The sequence below is a fragment of the Vibrio sp. VB16 genome, from assembly GCF_015594925.2.
In the GTDB taxonomy this organism is placed as follows: Bacteria; Pseudomonadota; Gammaproteobacteria; order Enterobacterales; family Vibrionaceae; genus Vibrio.
Genome location: NZ_CP087590.1, coordinates 1092721 through 1115303, shown reverse-complemented (window position 1 = coordinate 1115303; position 22583 = coordinate 1092721). Strand labels below are relative to the sequence as shown.

Annotated in this window: 20 protein-coding genes; 2 read left to right on the top strand and 18 right to left on the bottom strand. The window is 42.8% G+C overall.

Annotated features, from left to right (window positions below; genetic code table 11):
• Nucleotides 1–67 precede the first annotated feature (67 nt).
• The 15 genes from IUZ65_RS05380 to yceD all read right to left on the bottom strand — a co-directional run bounded on the left by IUZ65_RS05380 (nucleotide 68) and on the right by yceD (nucleotide 12976).
• Nucleotides 68–496 (bottom strand): DUF3996 domain-containing protein, encoded by a 429-nt coding sequence (locus tag IUZ65_RS05380; RefSeq protein WP_229637984.1) that lies wholly within the window; start codon nucleotides 494–496, stop codon nucleotides 68–70.
• A 158-nt stretch (nucleotides 497–654) separates the two neighbouring features.
• Nucleotides 655–2088, bottom strand: a complete 1434-nt coding sequence (ptsG, locus tag IUZ65_RS05375) for a PTS glucose transporter subunit IIBC (RefSeq protein ID WP_195702768.1) — start codon at nucleotides 2086–2088, stop codon at nucleotides 655–657.
• Nucleotides 2089–2455: 367 nt separating this feature from the next.
• Nucleotides 2456–3223: a TatD family hydrolase gene (locus tag IUZ65_RS05370; protein WP_195702767.1), complete on the bottom strand. Its 768-nt coding sequence runs from the start codon at nucleotides 3221–3223 to the stop codon at nucleotides 2456–2458.
• A complete protein-coding gene (gene holB, locus IUZ65_RS05365; RefSeq protein WP_195702766.1) occupies nucleotides 3214–4179 on the bottom strand; it encodes a DNA polymerase III subunit delta' in 966 nt (321 codons plus the stop codon). Before holB ends, IUZ65_RS05370 begins: the two co-directional genes overlap by 10 nt.
• A gap of 5 nt (nucleotides 4180–4184) precedes the next feature.
• Entirely contained in the window at nucleotides 4185–4820 is a 636-nt protein-coding gene (gene tmk / locus IUZ65_RS05360) for a dTMP kinase (protein WP_195702765.1), read from the bottom strand.
• Nucleotides 4820–5833, bottom strand: coding sequence for an endolytic transglycosylase MltG (mltG, locus tag IUZ65_RS05355; RefSeq protein WP_195702764.1), 1014 nt, complete (start codon nucleotides 5831–5833; stop codon nucleotides 4820–4822). Before mltG ends, tmk begins: the two co-directional genes overlap by 1 nt.
• Complete coding sequence (gene pabC / locus IUZ65_RS05350; RefSeq protein ID WP_195702763.1) at nucleotides 5830–6633, bottom strand: aminodeoxychorismate lyase; 804 nt, start codon at nucleotides 6631–6633, stop codon at nucleotides 5830–5832. Before pabC ends, mltG begins: the two co-directional genes overlap by 4 nt.
• An 87-nt stretch (nucleotides 6634–6720) precedes the next feature.
• The gene (fabF, locus tag IUZ65_RS05345; RefSeq protein ID WP_195702762.1) at nucleotides 6721–7962 is read right to left on the bottom strand and encodes a beta-ketoacyl-ACP synthase II; all 1242 of its coding nucleotides are present in this window, start codon (nucleotides 7960–7962) and stop codon (nucleotides 6721–6723) included.
• A 99-nt stretch (nucleotides 7963–8061) separates the two neighbouring features.
• Nucleotides 8062–8295, bottom strand: coding sequence for an acyl carrier protein (acpP, locus tag IUZ65_RS05340; RefSeq protein WP_017051317.1), 234 nt, complete (start codon nucleotides 8293–8295; stop codon nucleotides 8062–8064).
• Between the two features lie 167 nt (nucleotides 8296–8462).
• On the bottom strand, nucleotides 8463–9200 hold the full coding sequence (fabG, locus tag IUZ65_RS05335; protein WP_195702761.1) for a 3-oxoacyl-ACP reductase FabG: 738 nt from the start codon (nucleotides 9198–9200) through the stop codon (nucleotides 8463–8465).
• Nucleotides 9201–9215: 15 nt separating this feature from the next.
• Entirely contained in the window at nucleotides 9216–10139 is a 924-nt protein-coding gene (gene fabD, locus IUZ65_RS05330; RefSeq protein WP_195702760.1) for an ACP S-malonyltransferase, read from the bottom strand.
• Nucleotides 10140–10211: 72 nt separating this feature from the next.
• Nucleotides 10212–11195, bottom strand: a complete 984-nt coding sequence (locus IUZ65_RS05325; protein WP_195702759.1) for a beta-ketoacyl-ACP synthase III — start codon at nucleotides 11193–11195, stop codon at nucleotides 10212–10214.
• A 5-nt stretch (nucleotides 11196–11200) separates the two neighbouring features.
• Nucleotides 11201–12241, bottom strand: a complete 1041-nt coding sequence (gene plsX / locus IUZ65_RS05320; protein WP_195702758.1) for a phosphate acyltransferase PlsX — start codon at nucleotides 12239–12241, stop codon at nucleotides 11201–11203.
• Nucleotides 12242–12250: 9 nt separating this feature from the next.
• Nucleotides 12251–12421 (bottom strand): 50S ribosomal protein L32, encoded by a 171-nt coding sequence (rpmF, locus tag IUZ65_RS05315; RefSeq protein ID WP_195702757.1) that lies wholly within the window; start codon nucleotides 12419–12421, stop codon nucleotides 12251–12253.
• A gap of 30 nt (nucleotides 12422–12451) precedes the next feature.
• The gene (gene yceD, locus IUZ65_RS05310; protein ID WP_195702756.1) at nucleotides 12452–12976 is read right to left on the bottom strand and encodes a 23S rRNA accumulation protein YceD; all 525 of its coding nucleotides are present in this window, start codon (nucleotides 12974–12976) and stop codon (nucleotides 12452–12454) included.
• Nucleotides 12977–13091: 115 nt separating this feature from the next.
• On the opposite strand from yceD, the gene IUZ65_RS05305 reads away from it, so the two are divergent.
• Nucleotides 13092–13679, top strand: a complete 588-nt coding sequence (locus IUZ65_RS05305; protein WP_195702755.1) for a Maf family protein — start codon at nucleotides 13092–13094, stop codon at nucleotides 13677–13679.
• A gap of 11 nt (nucleotides 13680–13690) precedes the next feature.
• On the opposite strand, the gene rluC is transcribed toward IUZ65_RS05305, so the two are convergent.
• A complete protein-coding gene (gene rluC / locus IUZ65_RS05300) occupies nucleotides 13691–14632 on the bottom strand; it encodes a 23S rRNA pseudouridine(955/2504/2580) synthase RluC (RefSeq protein WP_195702754.1) in 942 nt (313 codons plus the stop codon).
• Between the two features lie 615 nt (nucleotides 14633–15247).
• On the opposite strand from rluC, the gene rne reads away from it, so the two are divergent.
• Entirely contained in the window at nucleotides 15248–18391 is a 3144-nt protein-coding gene (gene rne, locus IUZ65_RS05295) for a ribonuclease E (RefSeq protein WP_195702753.1), read from the top strand.
• 101 nt (nucleotides 18392–18492) lie between these two features.
• Here the strand turns inward: rne and IUZ65_RS05290 are convergent, their stop codons facing one another.
• Nucleotides 18493–20283: an ABC transporter ATP-binding protein gene (locus IUZ65_RS05290; RefSeq protein ID WP_195702752.1), complete on the bottom strand. Its 1791-nt coding sequence runs from the start codon at nucleotides 20281–20283 to the stop codon at nucleotides 18493–18495.
• Nucleotides 20284–20360: 77 nt separating this feature from the next.
• On the bottom strand, nucleotides 20361–22499 hold the full coding sequence (locus tag IUZ65_RS05285) for a TonB-dependent hemoglobin/transferrin/lactoferrin family receptor (RefSeq protein WP_195702751.1): 2139 nt from the start codon (nucleotides 22497–22499) through the stop codon (nucleotides 20361–20363).
• Nucleotides 22500–22583 lie beyond the last annotated feature (84 nt).

The window sequence follows — 22583 nt, the reverse complement described above, 5'->3', positions numbered from 1 at the left end:
TCACCTTTTTACCTTTTAGGTAAGAAACGTGAATAAAAAGCCAGCTGTCGCTGGCTTTTTTATTGCATCAAAACGTGTACCGAACGCCAACACCTGCCCCCATACCCAACTCCAAGTCATCCGATTTCGTGTTGTAACTTAGTTCTGGGTGGATCTGAGCATACGCATCCCAATTAGTTGCAAAGTCCCAATCTAAACCTAATGGTAGTCGAGCCCCAAATTCATCGCCGTGGTTATCCCAACCTACCCAACCACCAGCGCCAACATACCAAGTAAAGGGAAAGTCGCTGCCTTCAAATACACCCTCTTTAAAAATATAATCAAACGCGACACCATCATTCCCTATCGCCAAATTCATATTTTCATCAATCTGAATTAACGCACTAAAGCCTTGATCGATACCAAAGCCGACAGCCAATGGAGTGACCTCCTCTGCCTGAGTACCGTACGTAACCATTGACGACATAACAACTAGTACTGCCAACTTCTTATCCATATTTTTACCACTCCAATTTAATCGACGATTACATCGTTCATAATAATTATGTGCCAAAGTACACTCAATTCCATCTTTAGCCTGCCACTCAAGATAAGAATCAAAAAGGGAGACTTTCGCCTCCCTTTGTTTAATCTAAACTAAAAATAAAGGCGAGATTAACCGTGGTTACGCATCCACACATCCATATCTGTTTTCAGGTTATCTGATTTGGTTCCAAATATTGCCTGAACGCCACCAGAAACCACCACCACACCAGCAGCACCAAGCTGTTTTAACTTCGCTTGATCAACCGCATCTTGATCAGCGACGGCGACACGAAGACGCGTAATACAAGCATCTAATCCAGTAATATTATTTTTACCACCAAATGCCGCAACCAACTCTCCAGCCATTTCATTTTCTGAGACCGCAACTACAACCTCATCTGATTCCTCTTCACGACCTGGCGTTTTAAGATCCATCACCCTTATAACAGTACGGAAAACCACATAATAAAGCGCAGCGTAAGCAAGACCTAGCCCTACCAGCAATACCATGTTTTCAGCACGTGGTGATTGAACAACGAAATCAATGAATCCATTAGAGAATGTATGACCGTGAACAATGCCCAAACCATTAGTTAGCGCATAAGCCGCGCCAGCTAATACTGCGTGAATCGCATAAAGTACCGGAGCAACGAACAAGAATGAAAATTCAATCGGTTCTGTAATACCCGTTAGGAATGACGTTAACGCGGCAGAGACCATGATACCCATAACTTTCGCACGATTCTCTGGCTTAGCTGAATGTGCAATAGCTAACGCCGCTGCCGGAAGACCAAACATCTTAAATAGATATCCGCCTGCCAACTGACCAAAACCATTCCCTGCAGCTCGTGAGGCATCATCAGCCGTCAAGAAACACGTCATAATACCGTTTACTTCATCACCAGATGCGTTGACGCAACTACCTGCTTCGTAGAAAAATGGAACATTCCAGATGTGATGTAGACCAAATGGAATGAGAGCACGTTCAACAACGCCATAAATACCAAATGCAGTGATTGGGTTTTGATAGGCAGCCCAGTCAGAGAAAGCATCAATACCAGAACCAATTGGTTGCCAGATAAACGCCAGTACCACACCTAAAGCAATAGCGAGAAAACCAGTGACAATCGGTACAAATCGTTTACCCGCAAAAAAGCCTAAGTAATCCGGCAATCTAATTGTATAGAAGCGATTAAAGGACCAAGCGGCAATAGAACCCGCGATGATACCGCCAAGTACACCTGTATCGATACTATCGACACCTAACACACCAGCCATAACAGATAGAGTGGCAACCATGATTCCGTAACCAACAATTGCAGCAAGACCTGATACACCGTCATTGTTAGTAAAACCTAAAGCAACACCAACCGCAAAAAGCAGCGGCATTTGACCAAATACGGAGCCACCAGCCTGTTCCATCAAATGAGAAACTATCTCGGGTAACCAACTGAAATTGGCCGCACCAACACCAAGTAAAATACCCGCAACCGGAAGAACAGATACTGGTAGCATCAGCGCCTTACCGACTTTTTGCAAATTGGCAAAAAGATTCTTAAACATATTTTATGCTCCTGATAAGTAGATAAACGAGGTAAGATCCTAATGGAACTTTACTTAGCCCTAATATTAGTACCCTTAAAAAATATCGCATGAATCCCTCAAAAGAGGTCTTGTTCACGCGTCACTTTTCTCATATATGCTATTTTTATCATCTTCATTCATTAAAATTGGCATGAATATATATATTTTTAGAATACGATTTCAGCAATCAGCCAATCATTATCGAATAGCTGATCTCAGGTTTTTCTCGGTTTCCTTAAGGTCTACACACACGATTAGTTAACTTCAACATAAATAGTTAACAACTAGGTTGTAACCAAAAAAAAGGAGCAAGCGCTCCTATATCTATGTCGATCAACGATAGTTATTATCGCAAGAATAAATCTCTAAAGTTCTGAGTGGTCTTTTGTGCGACTTCCGTCAGTGATGTCGATTTGAGCTGCGCAATATATTGAGCGACTTCCACTACATAGGCAGGTTGATTCTGCTTGCCTCGATGAGGAACGGGCGCCAAATAGGGTGAATCGGTTTCAATAAGTAATCGATCTAAAGGCAATTGTCTCACCACTTCTTTTAGCTCAATCGCTTGCCTAAAGGTAACTATGCCAGAGATAGAGATATAAAAGCCTAACGACATTGCGCGTTCAGCAAAATCAAGGTCTTCAGTAAAGCAATGGATGACACCACCACACCTTTCTGCATGTCCATCTATTAGGATAGATAGCGTATCTTCTCGTGCATCTCTTGTATGGATAATGAGCGGTTTATTCAGATCCACCGCTAATTCAACTTGTTGTTCGAACCGCTCTCTTTGAAGAGCAGCGGTTTCCGGCTTGTAATGATAATCCAATCCAGTTTCACCAATGGCAACCACTTTAGAGTGGGTTGCATACTGCTTCAAAGTATCAAGAGAAAACGGACTTTCTACGTCAAGAGGATGCACTCCACAAGAAGCATGGACATGATCATAGGCACTGATCATTTCAATCATATTAGGAAAGGCATCGAGCGTTACGCCGACCGACAGTAATTCGTCAACTTTCGCGTTAGATGCTTTATCGATCACATCTTGAATACCATCATGCAACTCGTCATAATCTAATTTATCTAAATGACAATGTGAATCTACAAACATACGTCCTCTTGAAGATCGATTAACCAATTAATTAACAATAACTCAGTATTTAACCCTGAAAAAGATTCTAACTTATCTTTCATTTTGTTTATGGATAGCATGGCTTTATACGCCGCCGAATAGGGCACTTGCTCTGCTAATTCCGCACTCTTTTCACACATACCAAGTTCACTGCAACCAAAATGTACTTTTTGGATATCACTCATTATGATCGCTAGCCAAGATAATCGCCCAACTGGATTATCTTTTATCGATAACCACACTGGGTTGTAACTTGCCCCTTCTGAACTCAAAAACGACTGTAATGTTGACTCTACTTTTTGGAAATCGACATACGTTTTTTGTTCAAAAAATTCTAAAGCCTTTAATGGCGCACCGTTACTTAAACGAATGCCTACATAGTTACATGGTTTGGTCGTTTGGGTTAACAACCATTGATAAGTCTCTTCTAAATTAGACTCAGCAATCGTCCATTTTTGACAGCGACTAATAATAGTCGGCAGAAGCTTATGGTTATTGTTCGCAAGCAGTAAAAAAACGCAGTTTTTAGCTGGTGACTCTAACGTTTTTAACAATGCATTTGATGCCGACTCATTCATCGCATCAGCTGGTGTGATGATGATAACGCGCTTACCTGCAAGTTGAGACGATTCTACGGCCCATTGATTACAGGCACGAATCTGGTCAACCGTAATAGACTTCCCCTCCTTTTCAGGGGAGATCCAATGAATATCAGGGTGATTGCCAGATTTTGCTAGCTCACATGAATGACAAAAACCACAAGGTTCTGACGTGGAATGACTGCACACTAAAGTATGCACAAACCATTCTGCTAGTCTTTCAATACCGCTGCCTTGTGGGGCACTACATAACATCGCCCCAGAAACTCTATGAGTCTCACTCAGCGCCTGCCATTTATGCAACAGAGGCAATAACCACGGATAAATATCTCGCATAAACGTTACCTGTTCGCCTTAAGCCAATCCAGTAGCGTTTGTTTTATACTTGCCGCCACCTGCTCAATTTTTTGGCTCGCATCAACAATCAACACGGATTCATCCTCATTGGCGAGCTCCAAATAGCGTGCTCTAGAACGATCGAAAAAACTGATATCATTCTTCTCAATTCTATCTAACTCTCCCCGACCTCGTGCTCTTTCAAGACCTAAACGAGGGTCGAGGTCTAGGTACAGCGTTAAATCCGGTTTAAATTCGCCTAAGGTTACCTGTTTTAGCTTTTGCATGGTATCAAGAGGGATCTGACGTCCACCACCTTGGTACGCTTGAGAGGACATATCATGGCGATCGCCAACGACCCACTTACCGTGTTCTAGCGCGGGTTTGATGACATTCTCGACCAACTGAACACGAGCCGCATACATCAGGAGCAACTCCGTCATATCTTGTAAAATTTCACCGTCGTGTTCTTCCTTCACCAGCGCGCGCATTTTCTCCGCGAGTACAGTACCGCCAGGCTCTCTCGTATTCACAACTTGTTGAATACCTTGCTGCTCTAATACTTCATTAATCGCAGCAATCGCAGTGCTTTTTCCAGCACCTTCTAATCCTTCAACAACAATAAATTTGGTTTTAATCATTATTTTTTTCTTAATTGTTTTAAATAGTTTTGAACAGCTCGATTATGTTCTTTCAAGCTCTTGGAAAACACATGACCACCCTTGCCGCTTGCAACAAAATAGAGGTAACGAGTTTTATCAGGATTTAATGCGGCATCCACAGATGCTTTTCCCGTCATCGCGATAGGAGTAGGAGGTAATCCATTTATTGTATATGTATTGTAGGGTGTTGCCGTTTGCAGATCTTTTTTGCGAATATTCCCTTTGTACTTATCTCCCATACCATAAATAACAGTTGGGTCCGTTTGCAAACGCATTCTACGATTAAGTCTGTTTACAAATACGGAAGAAACTTTGGTTCGTTCTTCTTCTACCGCGGTCTCTTTCTCAATAATCGATGCAAGTATCAATGCCTCATAAGGCGTCTTGATAGGCAGTTCTTTTTGGCGTTTTTCCCACGCTTGATTCAATACCGTGTTCAGGTTTTGGTGCGAACGCTTTAGTATGTCTAAATCCGACATCCCCGCGGTGTAATGGTAGGTTTCAGCCAAAAACAAACCTTCCAATTTTTCATGTTCGATGCCGAGTTTTATTGCAATCTCTGATTCCGATAGATCCGTGATCTCATGTCGTAACGAATCTGCTTCCGCCAGCGTTGTTCGCCACTCAGTAAATCGGCTCCCTTCAACAAAGGTAATAGTAAATTGATGTTCTTTACCCTTGGAAATGAAAACGATGGCGTCACTTAAAGATATACCTGGCTGAACTAAAAATGTACCCGCTTTTACTTTCGTTAGCTCTGGGCGAAACCTTCTTACTAACTTTGTATATTGACTTTGGTTCACCCAACCAGAAGATTCAAATTTAGAGAGCACCGTTTGAAAGCTACTGCCACTCTTAATAGTAATAATTTCAGGTTTAGTGATAGAGAGAGGTTGGTCGATATAAAGGTCTACCTGCTTCTCGATATAAAAATAACCACCGACAACAGCGCCGATAATGATGAATATTAAAACCAACAGTTTCTTAATCACGAATTTAGATTCTCCTGAAAACGTCGCGTTATCGCTCCAATTGGAAAGTGCGACCTATCTATTTTTCTCACAGGGGCAACACCGAGTATTGAATTCGTCATAAAGACCTCATCTGCACATATAAGGTGACCCAGGGAGAATTCCCCAATAGAGACTTCTATCCCACTATCTTGGGCATCTTTTAAAATCATTCTCCGAATAACACCTGCAACACCGGAGGAAGCCAAACTAGGCGTGTATAATATGTCGTGTTTAGACCAAAACAGATTGGCCATTGTGGTTTCAACTACATGATCATAAATATTCATAACGACACCATCTTGACATCCAACACGCTCCATCTCTCCTCTAAGAAGAACCTGCTCTAAACGATTATTATGCTTGTGCCCAGCAAGAAGCGGCATTATACCTAGCTTGTAACCACATATACCTAAATCGACACCTTTTTCTTGCCAATCTAAGTAATGGGAAGGATACGAGAAATGACTGATTGTTGTCGTCACTGCGTCCACGTCAGTAGGATTATAACCCCTGCCGCCTTCTCCGCGACTAACGTGCAATTTTATTCCGGCCAACGAATCTTTGAGCGCCGCTTGATCCACCCAAACTTTAACCTGATCCCAGTCTGGACTCTTAATAACTAACCGATCTAGGCACGCTTGCATTCTATTAATATGTAAGGGCCAGTGCTGAGCCACACCTTCTTTAGTAAGAATAGTGGTAAAACAGCCATCACCATACTGAAACGACCGATCAGAAAGAGATATCATTGACGCTGGTTGTCCATTCACCCAAAACATCTATTCGCATACCTTTACAAAAAATAGTCAAAAAAAAACGGCTTAATGCTGAGCATCAAGCCGCTGTTAAGCTAGTTTAATCGACTATCACATTTTTTTAAAGATAAGCGAACCGTTTGTTCCACCAAAGCCAAAGGAGTTACACAATGCGTATTCCATATCGACTTTACGTGCAGTGTGGGGAACAAGGTCAAGGTCACACTCTTCATCAGGGTTATCTAAGTTAATTGTTGGGGGCACAATTTGATCCACTAACGCCATTGCAGTAATGATGGCTTCTACAGAACCTGCAGCACCCAATAAATGGCCCGTCATAGATTTCGTAGAAGAGACAAGTACTGTCTTAGAACCTGCTTCGCCAAGAGCGCGTTTTACACCTCTTAACTCTGCAACATCACCCGCGGGTGTAGACGTTCCATGCGCGTTGATATAACCGATTTGTTCACCAGTAATACCAGCATCACGCATTGCCGCTTCCATCGCTAACGCACCACCAGAACCATCTGCACTTGGCGATGTCATATGGTAAGCGTCTCCACTCATGCCAAAACCGACAACTTCGCAGTAGATTTTCGCGCCACGAGCTTTAGCTTGTTCGTATTCTTCTAAAACCATAACACCCGCACCGTCACCAAGAACAAACCCATCACGGTCTTTATCCCAAGGGCGTGAAGCCTTCGATGGTTCATCATTGCGCGTTGACAATGCTTTTGCAGCAGCAAATCCGCCCATACCAAGAGGCGTAGACGCTTTTTCAGCACCACCAGCAACCATCGTCTCTGCATCGCCGTACGCAATCATACGGGCCGCATGGCCAATATTGTGTAAGCCAGTAGTACAAGCGGTAGAAATCGCGATGTTGGGGCCTCTAAGGCCTCGCATTATCGACAGATTACCTGCGATCATATTAACGATAGTGGATGGCACAAAAAAGGGGCTAATTTTGCGCGGGCCTCTTTCTGAAAGAACTTTATGGCCGGTTTCAATTAGACCAAGACCACCAATACCAGAACCAATTGCGACGCCAATGCGTGGCGCGTTCTCTTCAGTAACGGTGAAACCTGAGTCATCTAATGCTTGAATACCCGCTGCGATGCCGTACTGGATAAATAGATCCATCTTACGCGCATCTTTTTTGGTCATATACTCTTCGCAGTTAAAGTCTTTGACTAGACCTGCAAATCGAGTTGTAAATTCGGATGTATCAAAGTGTTCGATATCAACAATACCGCTTTGACCTGCTAACAGGGCTTTCCATGATGATTCTACAGTGTTGCCTACCGGTGACAACATACCCATGCCAGTAACCACTACGCGACGCTTTGACATGATAATTTTCTCCGGGGATTGAATGAATGATTTGATGGGGAAATAAAGCGTTTTAGATAAAACTCAGGCGGTCAAGGTTGACCGCCTGGGAGAGAAATATTACTGAGCGCTGGTAACGTAGTCGATTGCAGCTTGAACAGTAGTGATTTTCTCAGCTTCTTCGTCTGGAATCTCAGTATCGAATTCTTCTTCCAAAGCCATTACTAGCTCAACAGTGTCTAAAGAATCTGCACCTAGATCGTCAACAAATGAAGCTTCGTTCTTAACTTCTGCTTCGTCTACACCTAGCTGTTCAATAATGATTTTCTTTACGCGTTCTTCGAGGTTGCTCATTTTTTCTTTTCCTTTACAGACTTTCGCGTTATGCGATGTTTCCGTAGTTTATTCAAACTTTTAAAAGTTGCAAGGGTGTGATCGCTGGTCAAACCACAATTTTTACGATTTTGACCGGAAATAGGTACATTTTTGACCTAAATCATACACAAAACATAGTGCACAACTTAAACCATGTACATTCCACCGTTTACATGAAGTGTTTCACCAGTAATATATGCCGCATCTGGAGAAGCTAAAAATGCTACCGCTGCTGCAATTTCACGTGGGTCACCTAAGCGTCCCGCAGGTACCTGAGATAGTGTAGCAGCACGCTGCTCATCATTCAGTGCTTTTGTCATGTCAGTTTCAATAAAACCGGGTGAAACAGTATTAATTGTTACACCGCGTGAAGAAACTTCACGTGCCATAGACTTAGTAAAACCAATCACACCCGCTTTCGCTGCGGCATAGTTAGTTTGACCTGCGTTACCCATAGTTCCGACAACAGAACCGACATTAATAATACGTCCGTTACGTTTTTTCATCATGCCACGCAAAACTGCTTTGGACAGTCTGAAAATAGACGTGAGGTTAGTATCTATGATATCCGTCCATTCGTCATCTTTCATACGCATCAATAGATTATCACGAGTAATACCAGCGTTGTTAACTAAAATATCTACGCCGCCATAATTTGTTGTGATCTCTTTGATAACGTCTGTAATAGATTCTGGCTCAGTTACATTGAGTTTAAAACCTTTGCCATTCTCACCTAAGTATTCAGTGATAGCCGCGGCGCCACTTTCACTTGTTGCCGTACCAAAAACTGTCGCTCCACGTTCAACAAGTAGCTCCGCAATTGAGCGTCCAATACCACGGCTTGCACCAGTAACCAGTGCTACTTTGCCTTCTAGGTTTCTCATCTTCTATCTCTCTTTTTACTTCGCTGCTTCTAATGAAGCACAATCATTTACTGCCGCAGCGGTAAGCGTTTTAACAATACGTTTAGTTAAACCCGTTAGCACTTTGCTTGGACCTAATTCATAGAGCTTTTCAACACCATCATCACTCATTTGTTGAACACCTTCGGTCCAACGAACAGGGCTATGAAGTTGACGAACCAAAGCATTTTTAATTTTTTCTGGATCCGTTTCCGCAACAACATCAACATTATTAATCACTGGGATAGCTGGTGTGTTAAATTCAATATCTTGCAGTGCGATTTCTAATCTATCCGCTGCTGGTTGCATTAATGCACAATGAGAAGGCACCGATACAGGCAAAGGCAGCGCTCGTTTCGCGCCCGCCGCTTTACAAAGTACACCGGCTCTCTCTACAGCTGCTTTGTTGCCAGCAATCACAACCTGACCAGGTGAATTGAAGTTGACAGGAGAGACAATTTCGTCTTGCGCCGCTTCTTCACAGGCCTTTGCGATCGATTCATCGTCTAACCCGATGATGGCATACATCGCACCCACACCAGCAGGTACTGCTTCTTGCATGAACTGACCACGTAACTCGACGAGTTTAATCGCCTGCTGAAAATCAATCACTCCAGCACAAACAAGGGCAGAATACTCACCTAAGCTGTGTCCTGCTAAATTGACAGGTTGCTCCAAACCTTGTTCTTGCCATACACGCCAAATAGCGACAGATGCAGCAAGCAGTGCAGGTTGAGTGCGAGAAGTCTGATTTAAATCTTCTGCTGGGCCATTTTGAACCAAAGCCCAAAGATCATAACCTAGCACTTCAGAAGCCTGAGCGAAGGTTGCTTTTACAACATCAAATTGTTCACCAAGCTCTGCAAGCATACCAACAGTTTGAGAACCTTGACCCGGAAATATGATAGCAAATTTGCTCATAGTTATTTTCCCTCAAGCAATGCATTAATAATTGAAGTAGACAGACGAAAGCCTATCTACTGAATTTAAATTTTAAAACTTAATTAAAGCGGAGCCCCAGGTGAAACCACCACCGAATGCTTCCAATAGTATGGTCTGCCCACGTTGAATTCGACCATCGCGTACCGCTTCATCTAATGCCGTCGGTACCGTTGCCGCAGACGTATTACCGTGGCGATCTAGCGTAATAACTACCTGTTCTAAAGGCAGAGACAATTTTTTAGCCGTCGCAGAGATAATCCGTAAGTTTGCTTGATGTGGTACAAGCCAATCAAGTTCGGATTTATCCATACCATTTGCTTTAAGCGTTTCTTTAACTAAACGAGATAATTGCGTAACAGCAACTTTAAACACCTCATTTCCAGCCATATGAAGCCAGCTATTTATGTCGTCAGTTTGAGCGAATTCACCTTCACTCTTTTCTTTTTTACGACCAGGATGTTTAAGGCTTAATAGATCGCCAAAACGCCCATCGGCATTGATGTGTGTCGATAGGATCCCCGGCTCTTCGCTTACACCGACCACAACTGCACCTGCTGCATCACCAAAAAGAATGATGGTGCCACGATCGGTGGGATCGCAGGTTTTTGAAAGAGCATCCGCACCAACCACTAATACATTTTTACACATACCTGATTTGATATGTTGATCCGCAACTGAAAGCGCATAAACAAATCCAGAGCAGGCTGCCGCCATATCAAAAGCTGGGCAATGTTTAATACCCAATTTTGCTTGAACTTCACAGGCAGCCGATGGGAAAGCATTTGAACCACTGGTCGTTGCGACGATAATCATATCGATATCGTCCTTATCTAATCCAGCCATATCGATAGCATTTTGAGAGGCTATTGTTGCCATGTCAGCTACCGTTTCATCCGGTGCAGAAATACGACGCTCACGAATCCCAGTTCTTGTTACGATCCATTCATCGGTGGTATTTACCATTTTCTCTAAGTCTGCGTTTGAACGCACCTGAGATGGCAGATAACTGCCCGTACCTAATATTTTACTGTACATATAGACTAATAATGCCTCTCGAGTAACACCGCTTCTAAGCGGTCACTAATACGACTTGGTACTTGTCGTTTGACTTCGTGTACTGCTTCACCAATAGCATTGACGATAGCAGCCACATCAGCACTTCCATGACTTTTTATCACAATACCGCGCAATCCTAACAAACTTGCGCCATTGTACTGGTCGGGGTTCAACTGTTTTATCTCTTCTATTAGGTTGGCAAATAATTTTCTTGCTATCCAACCCTTTAGATTTGATGTTGCCATATGCTCTTTAAGTTTACCAATAAAAAGGTGGGCAACACCCTCTGCTGTCTTTAAACAAACATTGCCGACAAAGCCATCGCATACAACGACATCGGCCGCATCGTGAAGTAACTGATTGCCTTCGATATAACCACTAAAGTTAATCGACTTAGTTTGACTTAGCATTTCAGCGCATCTTTTTACTAAGTCATTACCCTTAATCTCTTCTTCACCGATATTGAGTATAGCCACTCTTGGTGGTCTATCTAGGTGTTCTTCAGCTAATGCTCCACCCATCACAGCAAATTGGAATAACGTATCCGCATCCACAGACACATTTGCACCGAGGTCAAGCAACCAAGTTTTCTTACCCAACGCCGTAGGAAGCGCCGACACTAAAGCTGGTCTCTCTATGCCGGGTAATAATTTGAGTCTAAACCGAGAAAGTGCCATTAACGCACCGGTATTCCCGCCACTTAAACAAGCATCTGCTGTACCGTCGGCTACGGCGTCAATGGCCATACGCATCGACGAGCCAGTGCTGTTTCTTAAAGCAAGGGAGGGTTTTTCCGAATTAGATATGACTCGTTCACTATGGGAGATAGTTAAACGACGACTGATTGAGTGATCATCTCCCACATATCCTAGGCGAGACAATTCAGGTGTGATCATGGATTGATCACCGACTACAATCACTTTTAGCTCTGGGAAATGCGACAGTGCCTGCACGACGGCAGGCACTGTTACGCAGGGACCGAAATCCCCGCCCATTGCATCAAGTGCAACGGTAATAGTTTTCAAAGGTCAACCTTACTTGTTGATAACCTTTTTGCCACGGTAGAAACCGTCAGCAGTCACGTTGTGACGCAGGTGAGTTTCACCTGTTGTTGGGTCTACAGAAAGTGCAGCTGTAGTTAGCGCATCATGTGAACGACGCATGCCACGCATTGAACGTGATTTTTTGCTCTTTTGTACGGCCATGGACCCTACTCCTTTGTCTATACTTAAAGCTTATCGCTTTAAGCTTTTTAAAACATCAAATGGGTTTGGTTTATCTTCTTCAACTTCTTTCGGAAGCACACCAAACACCAAATTATCTGAATTAACGCTACAGTTCGCATCATCATGCATTGCCACTTGAGGCAAACCAAGAATGAACTCGTCTTCAACTAGTTGTATGAGATCAATCTCACCGTACTCGTTCCGATCTACCAAATCGTACTCTTCGGGTGTATCCACTTCACTTTTCTCACTGCGAACAGGAGTATAAGTAAATTGAACTTCGCACTCATGTGCGAAAATCTCGTTACAACGCTGACACTCTAAATCGACTTCAACGTTAGCTTTACCAGAGATAACGGTTAATCGTTGTTCATCCATCTCAAAAGACAATGAGACTTCTGCGTCGCGTTTTACGCCTGAGGTCGTCTCAGCTAAGCGCTTAAATAAACTAGGTTGGATGATACCATCAAAATCTAGTCTACTTTGTGCGGCTTTAACCGGATCTACCGTGCGTGGAATTTTTACTTTTTGCATAGGGCGCGAATAATATATTTCTAATCGTCTTGAGTCAAAGGAAAAGTGAAAAAGTTATGCTTTTTTTAATTATCGTTTATTCTGTCGCTATTCTCTGCTCTACAAGACGTTTCCTATGAATAAATTGGACCTCATTTTGGCTTCAACCTCGCCGTTTCGAAAATTAATTTTGGAAAAAATTCAGATACCTTTTAAGCAAGCCAATCCAAGCTGTGATGAAACCCCATTAGAAAGAGAAGCTCCGGAGCAATTAGTCCTTAGGTTGGCTTTAAATAAAGCCAAGAGCTGCAAAATCGATGATCATTCCCTCATAATCGGCTCTGATCAGGTTTGCGTCATTAATGGAGACATTATCGGTAAACCCCACACAGTAGAAAATGCCGTTAAGCAACTCACCGCGGCAAGTGGGCAATGCATCACTTTTTATACTGGGTTAGCTTTATATAATACCAGCACAGATAGCACCTCAGTAAAACTGGATACTTTTAAGGTTCATTTCCGAACACTTAATCAAAAACAGATAGAAGATTACGTCAAACGAGAACAACCACTAACCTGTGCGGGCAGTTTTATGAGTGAAGGGTTAGGCATTGCACTCTTTGATAGATTAGAGGGGAAAGACCCGAATAGTTTAATCGGGCTCCCGTTAATTACACTGATAGATATGCTAGAAAAACAAGGCGTCTCTGTTCTCGGTTCTTAACGATACGTTTTTTAACCTCTTAATCGCTGGAGTACCGCTTCTAATCTTCCTTCCATAGGCGCTGAGATATCTATCTTTTCCTCTGTAGCAGGATGGGCAAACTTAATGTTGGCGGCATGTAAAAAGAGCCGGTCTAAACCAACCTTGCCAGTATAAGCATCAAATCGACGGTCTCCATATCGATCATCCCACGCTATTGGGTGTCCAGTGTATTGCGCATGGACGCGAATTTGATGCGTCCTCCCTGTAATTGGACTTGCTTGAACCAATGTTGCTTCAGTGAATTTTTCCACTATTTTGAAACGCGTTTCAGAAGCCTTGCCATTAGGGTTTACACGAACAATGCTGTTCACTTCATTCTTCAGTAATGGTTCATTTACTCGTCGACAGCTTGGCTTCCAGTGCCCCATAACAAGCGCGAAGTAATATTTTTGTACCGTTTTTTCACGGAATTGGGCTTGCAAATGTCTCAGCGCAGAGCGTTTCTTCGCGACAAGCAATATTCCTGATGTATCCCGGTCGATACGGTGGACTAATTCTAAAAAGCGCGCATCAGGACGTAATGCTCTGAGCGCTTCTATTGCACCAAACTTCAACCCACTCCCACCATGAACTGCCGTTCCGGACGGTTTGTTTAAGACAAGCATGTGATCATCTTCAAATATGATGCAACTCTCTAACTCAGCAACTTTGTTTAGTTTCGTGTTAGGCACATCTTTTTGTTCAACCTCTTCCATTTTTACCGGTGGTACTCGAACAATATCGCCCGGCTGCAGTTTATATTCTGCTTTGATTCGTTTTTTATTTACACGCACTTCACCCTTTCGAATGATTCTATAGATCAGACTTTTAGGCACGTTTTTAAGTTGATTGCGCATGAAATTATCTATGCGCTGTCCTGCCATATCAGCATCAATATCGACAAACTGGACTTTGGTTTTTATCTCATTCATGGCGCGCATTCTATCATTCAAATTGAGTTTTTATCACTCTTTACTTATTTCATCTTATCTAACACCAATATACGGCAATTAATGTCGAATGAGTCTCGTGAACGTAGCCTGTGTATAAATATTGGGATTAAAATTGGACAAAATTAGAGCAACCTTATAAAAGCCATTATTTATCATAAAGATAGCTTTTTTGAAATTTTAACTACTTTCAAATATTTTGCCTGTTTATAACAAAGCAGATTGCTGTATTTTCACCGCACTGCTATAGTCACACCTGCTATGGGTAATTTGAATGCATTTCGCAATTTTTCTGATTATCCAGCAGCAATAAGCTAAATGAGTAGAAGAGTTTTATTATTCGATGCAGCGTATGGCGTAAGACGTTGAGAATAAAGCTTACTTGTCGCTCTACTCATCGTTCACTGATGTTGAGTATTCACCACCAAAGTTGTGGATCAGGACCTATTAATTTAGTTCCTGATGACTGGAGTGTCCGAGAGCATCCCTTCCAGCCGTGAGGCTGCACTTATTAAGTCATGGGATCTGACACCATCGGTATCGAAGCCAAGCGGCATATGTAATTAAAATAAAGAATAATCAACGAGAAATTAAAAAATGAAAAGAATGTTAATCAACGCAACTCAAAAAGAAGAGTTGCGTGTCGCTTTGGTCGATGGACAGCGACTTTTCGATCTTGATATCGAAAGCCCTGGCCATGAATCGAAAAAAGCAAATATCTATAAAGGCAAAATCACACGTATAGAACCAAGTTTAGAAGCTGCATTTGTTGACTACGGTGCAGAAAGACATGGTTTTCTTCCTCTTAAAGAAGTTGCTCGCGATTACTTCCCTAAAGGGTACACTTACCAAGGTCGTCCAAGCATTAAAGAAGTGCTTACTGAAGGCCAAGAAGTCATTGTACAAGTTGAAAAAGAAGAACGCGGCAATAAAGGAGCAGCACTAACAACATTTGTCTCGCTTGCGGGTAGCTATTTAGTTCTGATGCCAAACAATCCTAGAGCCGGTGGCATTTCTCGCCGTATCGAAGGTGATGAGCGTACAGAACTTAAATCGGCACTGAGTACTTTAGACCTCCCTCAAGGTATGGGCTTAATTGTTCGTACTGCTGGTGTAGGCAAAAGTGCTGAAGAACTAGAGTGGGATCTAAACGTATTACTTAATCATTGGAACGCGATAACGGAAGCCGCAGGCACAACCCCTGCTCCATTCCTAATCCACCAAGAGAGTAACGTTATTGTACGAGCGATTCGTGATTATTTACGCCGTGACATTGGTGAAATATTAATAGATAGCGCCACTATCTACGAACGCGCTAGACAACATATCCAACTTATTCGTCCTGACTTCCTTAACCGTGTTAAGAAATATGATGGCGAAGTTCCGCTATTTAGTCACTATCAAATAGAGACCCAAATAGAGTCAGCCTTCCAACGTAATGTGAGCTTGCCTTCTGGCGGTTCAATCGTTATCGACCCAACTGAAGCGCTAACCTCTATTGATATCAACTCCGCTCGTGCGACGAAGGGCAGTGATATCGAAGAAACAGCACTAAACACTAACCTAGAAGCCGCCGATGAAATTGCTCGTCAGCTGCGTCTGCGTGATCTTGGTGGTTTGGTGGTTATCGACTTTATTGATATGACACCTGTTCGTAACCAACGTGAAGTTGAGAATCGATTACGTGAAGCCGTTCGTATGGACCGTGCGCGCGTTCAGATCGGACGTATTTCTCGCTTCGGTCTATTGGAGATGTCTCGTCAACGATTGAGCCCATCTCTAGCAGAAGCAAGCCACCATATTTGTCCACGTTGTACTGGTACGGGTGTGGTTCGTGATAATGAATCACTTGCATTGTCTGTACTTAGATTGATTGAAGAAGAAGCGCTAAAAGACAACAGCTCTCAAGTTGTTGCTGTTGTCCCTGTCGCCATTGCTTCTTATCTTCTTAATGAAAAACGTCGTTCTGTTAATACCATTGAATCTTCACAAAATGTGAGGGTAATCATTGTTCCAAACTCCGACATGGAAACCCCTCATTTTGAAGTGGTCCGTGTACGTGGTGGCGAAGAACACGACATTCTTTCATACCTAGTTCCTAAGAAATTAGAAGCGATGAAAGAAGCAGAAGCAACAGAGCCTTCTGAAGCAGACATTACGCCTAAGAAGATTGAAGAACCCGCGCTTAAAGGTTTTGCTGCGCCGGCTCCTCAACCTACATCTCCAGCGCCAACGCCAGCTAAAGCAGAAACTCCGGTTAAAGCTGAAACGAACGAACCTGGTGTTGTTTCACGTCTGTTCAAGGCACTAACAAGTTTCTTCTCTACCCCTGTGGAAGAAGTAAAAGAAGAGAAACCTGCTGAGCAACCTCAGAACAATCGCAATAATCGCAATAATCGCAATAATCGCAATGACAACCGTCGTCGCAATCCTCGTGACGGTAATCGTGATCATCAAGGCAACCGCGATCAAAACAAAAATCGTAACAAGCCTGTTCGCAATGACCAGCAAGAAGAACAAGCAGAGACTAAACCAAATCAACGCAGAGATAACCGACGTCCTAAGCAAGACAAGAAGGTTATCAAGTCTAACGCTAAAGTCGCAGAGCAAGGCCAACAAATTGCTGCTGAGGCACAAGTTGAGGTTGCTGCTCCTGTTGTAGAAGAGAAGCAAACACAAGTTATTAAGCAACGTCGTCAACGTCGTCAGCTTAAGAAACAGGTTAGAGTTAAAGACCAACAAGATACCACCGCTCAACAAGAGAAAGTGACACAAGTTGAAGCGAAGGTAGAACAAGACGTTAAGGTAGCTCAAGACGTTGTTGAGACTAACAAGCCCGCTGTTGTTGAAGGCGAAAATAAGGAAGAGACGAAACGCCGTAACCGTCGTACTCCTCGTCATTTACGTGCCAGTGGACAACGTCGCCGTCGTGGCCGTGACCGCAGACCTAACCCTTTCCGCCTACGTAAAGGTGGTGTTGCCTCTCCTGAGATGGCAATGGGTAAAGTGATGCCTAAGTACGATCTTGCGAAACCAAGATATAAAGAAAGAACACGCATTACTCCTGAAGTAGAGCAAGTCGCTCTAAATGGTTTCGCGTGCCCTGAAATGGCAATGGGTAAAGTCATTATCCTTCGCGATATTGTTGAAGACAAAGCGCCTATGATTGAAGCTGCACCCGTTATTGAGCAAGCACCAATCGAAGCTCCTGTTTATAACGAAGCTGTTCCAGCGAACGATATAGCAGAAACAACCGTCACTGATGCGCCTATTCAAAAGACGCCTGAAGTAGAAGCACCGGTTGTTGAAGAGTCAGTTGTTGAAGCGCCAGCTATTAACGAGCCGGCTATTGAAACGGCGATGGTGGAAACTCCGATCACTGAAGAACCAACCGTTGAAGCAGAGGTGGTGGAAACACCAGTCACTGAAGAACCCGTTGTTGAAGCATCTGTGATTGAAACGCCAGTCGTTGAAGATAATACGGCACCAATAGAAGTAGCTACTCAACAAGCTGAAGTTGAAGTTAAGCAAAAAGCGGTTGTCGTAGCGAAACCTAAAGCGACCACTCAAAAGCTAAAAGCTCGTGCAACATCAGTAATGACGAAAGCACCTGGACCTCAAGATATTAAAGAGATTGAAGTCAAGGCAGCGCCATTAAAAGAAGAGCGCTATAAGCCTAAAGGTGCAGGTAGCCAGTCAGCGACCAGCCAAGCATCGTCAGGTACGTCAAAGACACTGTAGTTTGTTCACACTACAACCTTGACGTCCGTTAGTTGCTAGATAAAGCATAAATAAAAAGGTAAGACTTCAAAAGTCTTACCTTTTTTTATTGTTTTTTGGTCCTATACTTGAGTGCCATAAAGCGTCTGATACAACCCTTCTTTTTGAACAAGCTCATGATGATTTCCAGATTGAATCACTTTTCCATCCTCCAGTACATAAATCAAGTCAGCTTGTTTTACAGCCGATAATCGATGCGCCACTATCAGCGTTGTTTTACCATCCAGAAACGTATCCAAAGCATGGTGTAAAGCAGATTCTGTCGACGTATCTAGCGCCGAAGTAGCTTCATCTAGCACCACGAAATCAGGGTTAACCAGTACCATTCTTGCTATCGCTAAACGCTGTCTTTGCCCCCCCGACAACTTAACACCTTGGCGGCCGAGTTCAGAACCCAATTGATCTGGTAGCGCAATTACAAACTCGTACAGTTGAGCAACCTTAAGTGCATTCCAAAGTTGGTCATCACTGTAACTCTCACCCAAAGTAAGGTTTTCTCTTAAACTATCGTTGAAGATCATAGGGTGTTGTAATACAACAGCTAGCCTATCTCTTAAGCTTTCATAACCCACATCCTCTATAGGATACCCATTGATTAAAATATCCCCGTTGGTTTTTTGATAGATACCAAGCAACAGCTGAATAAGTGTCGATTTTCCCCCTCCAGACGCTCCGACCAAAGCAACTCGTTTTCCTCTAGGGATACACAAACTCAGGTTATCGATAACCCGTCTTTCTGAGTCATAGGCAAATTCAATGCTCTTAAACTCTATATCAAACGACTGATTTCTCTCAAAAGGAACAAGTTTTGGTAAGTACACCTTTTCCTCTTCCAACATTAATAAGCCATTTAAACGCTTCATTGCTGCTGAAGCACTAAACCAAGAATATTGTATGCTCAGCAAATCCTGTATAGGTGAAAGCAGGTACCAAAGGTAGCCAAAGACCGCGAATATTTGGCCCACAGTAAGATCCCCCATCAGCACCATCACCATCGCCACGGCTCGAAATATTTCAAAACCGACGAGAAACAATAAAAAAGAAATTCGGTTGGCGGCATCCGATTGCCACGCATAATTATCAGCGTCTTGCCTGATACCATCGGCATCTTGCATTAACCTTTCTAGGTATTCTCGCTCTCGATTTGACGCTCTCAATTGATACAGACCATCCAGCGTTTCGACTAATCGTTGCTGAAACCTTTCAAAGGAACGATTCTCCTTTTTCTTTAATTCTTTTACTTTATGGCCCATCTTTTTGGACAACAGTACAATGACTGGATTGAGTAAAATGATGAAAAGCGCTAGCTTCCAATCTAACCAAAACAAAACCATCGAAATTCCGATAATCGATAGAATGCTGACGACAAATCGACTCATGGTCGAACCAATAAACTTATCAACGGTTTCGATATCCGTGACGAGATAAGAAGTCAGTGCCCCACTTCCTCTCTCTTCGTACTGACGCATATTGATTTTACCGAGTTTTTCTAAAAGTCTTTTTCGTAATGTGCAAGTGAGCGACTTAGACACTAAAGTAAACTGACGAGCCTGTAATATATTCAACCCCTGACTGACTAAGCGCATCATAATAATGAGCAGTAAGACCATCGCTATATAGCCTTGAGGACTATGTAAAGATGTTGGTATTAATCGATTAAGGAATGCAATGCCAGAGCCTGGTTGTTGTAGCAGTACCTCATCGACTAACAATGGAAGCATTAAAGGTATTGGTACACTGATAACCGCAGCCAAAACAGCAACGCAATTTGCCACAACAAGTTTTTTCTTATGTTGTATGGCATGGCCATATAGCCATTCTATATTGATTTCTTTTATTGCTTGATTTGACACTATTTGATCCAAATTTAAAAAGCCGCCTTTTAATGCAAAGGCGGCTTTTGGTTAAAAGAGTATAAGATAAGGGAGACCTAGAACTGGTAATCCACCGCTACACCCCAATTACGCCCAGGCTGCGATTTTATATCTTTGTTAAAGCTGTTCGTCGCTGTTCGTCCAGCGATGTCATCATATAACCAATACTTTTTATCCAAAACATTAAACAAACCTGCTGATACTCTTACATCTTGGGTAGGTTGATAATACGTCGTAAAATCGACTAACGTATAACCCGAAACATTTTCATTATCATCCGCTTGCCAATCATTTTTAGCCGCAACCATTTTTACATTCAACGCCGCACCATAAACCTCTCTATCCAACCCCAAACCGATAACGCCTGTTAGCGGTGCAACTGAATCTAATGCGTCACCAGTTTTCTTATCTTCGCCGTCTAAATAGGAAACACTGACACGGCTATACATCCCTTGAGGGGCAGAAAACATCTGGTCAAGGTAAATGGTTGAGCTAAATTCAACACCATATATCTCAACCTCATCAAGATTCTTTTTGGTAATAACATCTTTACCGCCTCGTTCACCCGTGACCTCTTGAGTAATAAAGTCTGTGTAATCATTGTAGAACATAGCGAACTCAAAGCGCGCTGAACTATTTTCACCACGTAATCCAAGCTCATAGGCCGTACTTCTCTCCGCTTTTAAGTCCGGGTTGGTTTCAATAATCGCCCCTTGATTATAAAAGTAATATAGGTCGTAGACGGTTGGTGCTTTAAAGCCTTGGCTCACTTGACCAAATAACGAGAGTTGATCATTCAAATGATAAACCGATCCAAGCTTCCCTGTCACTGCACTGTCGCTATTTTTTGCATATTCTGTTGTATAGCCCGAGTCAGTACTTGGGTCAGCGGAAAAAGAATCAAAACGAAGCCCGGCGGTGACGATTAGACGCTCTTGCATAAAGAAAGCCTGATCTTGGATAAATACACCCCACTGAATGACATTCGCATCAGGAATCCCCGTACTTCCTGGTGTAACAGTGCCAAAATCATATTTATAGTCTGTATTATCTAACGCAAAATCATTATTTAAAAACATAGCCCCGTAGGTAAACTCATGCGCATTGCCATCAATCATGGTAATTTTAGATAATTGGGTATCCACCTGAATCGATTTGTCTGAAGCATCTCGCTCCCGCATGCGTTGACCAGAAAAACCCGTCGTATCGTAATTTTTCGACAATGAACTCGAATCTTGGTAATTGATTGACCAATCTAAAGAGTCAGCGAACATTACATCCATAAACATTTGATGCTCTAAACCGATACGAAAACGTTCATTAACATCTTTGTTATAACTATCAGTGTAGGTAAACCCCGGCATAATGCTATAACCGTTATAGTTCAGTTCGTCTTCATCGTACTGCTGATTATAGTACTCAACCGTGAGGCCGATTCGATTGTCTTGATTGACTTGATAAAAAGCTTTCCCAAGAAGGTTAGCTAATTCTTTGTCTGCTGGGTTTGCAGCACCACGATCAGGGCCTTCAATCGCATCACCTGAACCGTGCGTCTCTGTTTCATGTCCATTGGCATAGGTTGCCATCAATAAGGTTTCGAGCTTATCCTGGCGCATCGCCCAATTAACCGTCGTTTTGAATTCATCACTCGCCGAGGCGTAACCGCTTTTTATACCAAATCGATGCTCGTCACCTGATGTGGTGAGGTAATCTTGAGGAGATTTAGTACGCATTAATACGACACCACCCAAAGCATCAGAACCATATAAGGTAGAAGAAGGGCCTTTATTCACCTCTATTGATTGCAGTGTATCGACTTCAATCGTATTAGGGTATTTCCGCTGCTCGCTTGAACCGGGGTTATAGGGCGTTGGTTGCTGAACACCATCCACCATCATTTTAACTCGGCTCTCTTCAACGCCTCTGATATTGACACCTGAAACACCAAAACGACCCGAACCTTGAGCATCAACACCGGGGGTATATTGAAACACCTCTTTCAAATCACTCACTACGTTTTTGTTCATATCCTCTGCGGAAATCACGTCGATCGAGGACGATACATCTTTCTTACTTTGTTCCGTACGTGTCCCCGAAACCACTACTTCGTCAAGAGAGTATGTCTCTGCATTCGTCGTTGCTGGTAGTGAAAGCACCCCCGCTATCGCCACCGCTATTCTTGTTTTGTTAAGCATTTTTCTTTCCTTTATCCATTTTTTAGGCGAACAAATTCACAGACGAGATTTGATGTCTCATCTAGTCCTTTATAGTTGTTGAAT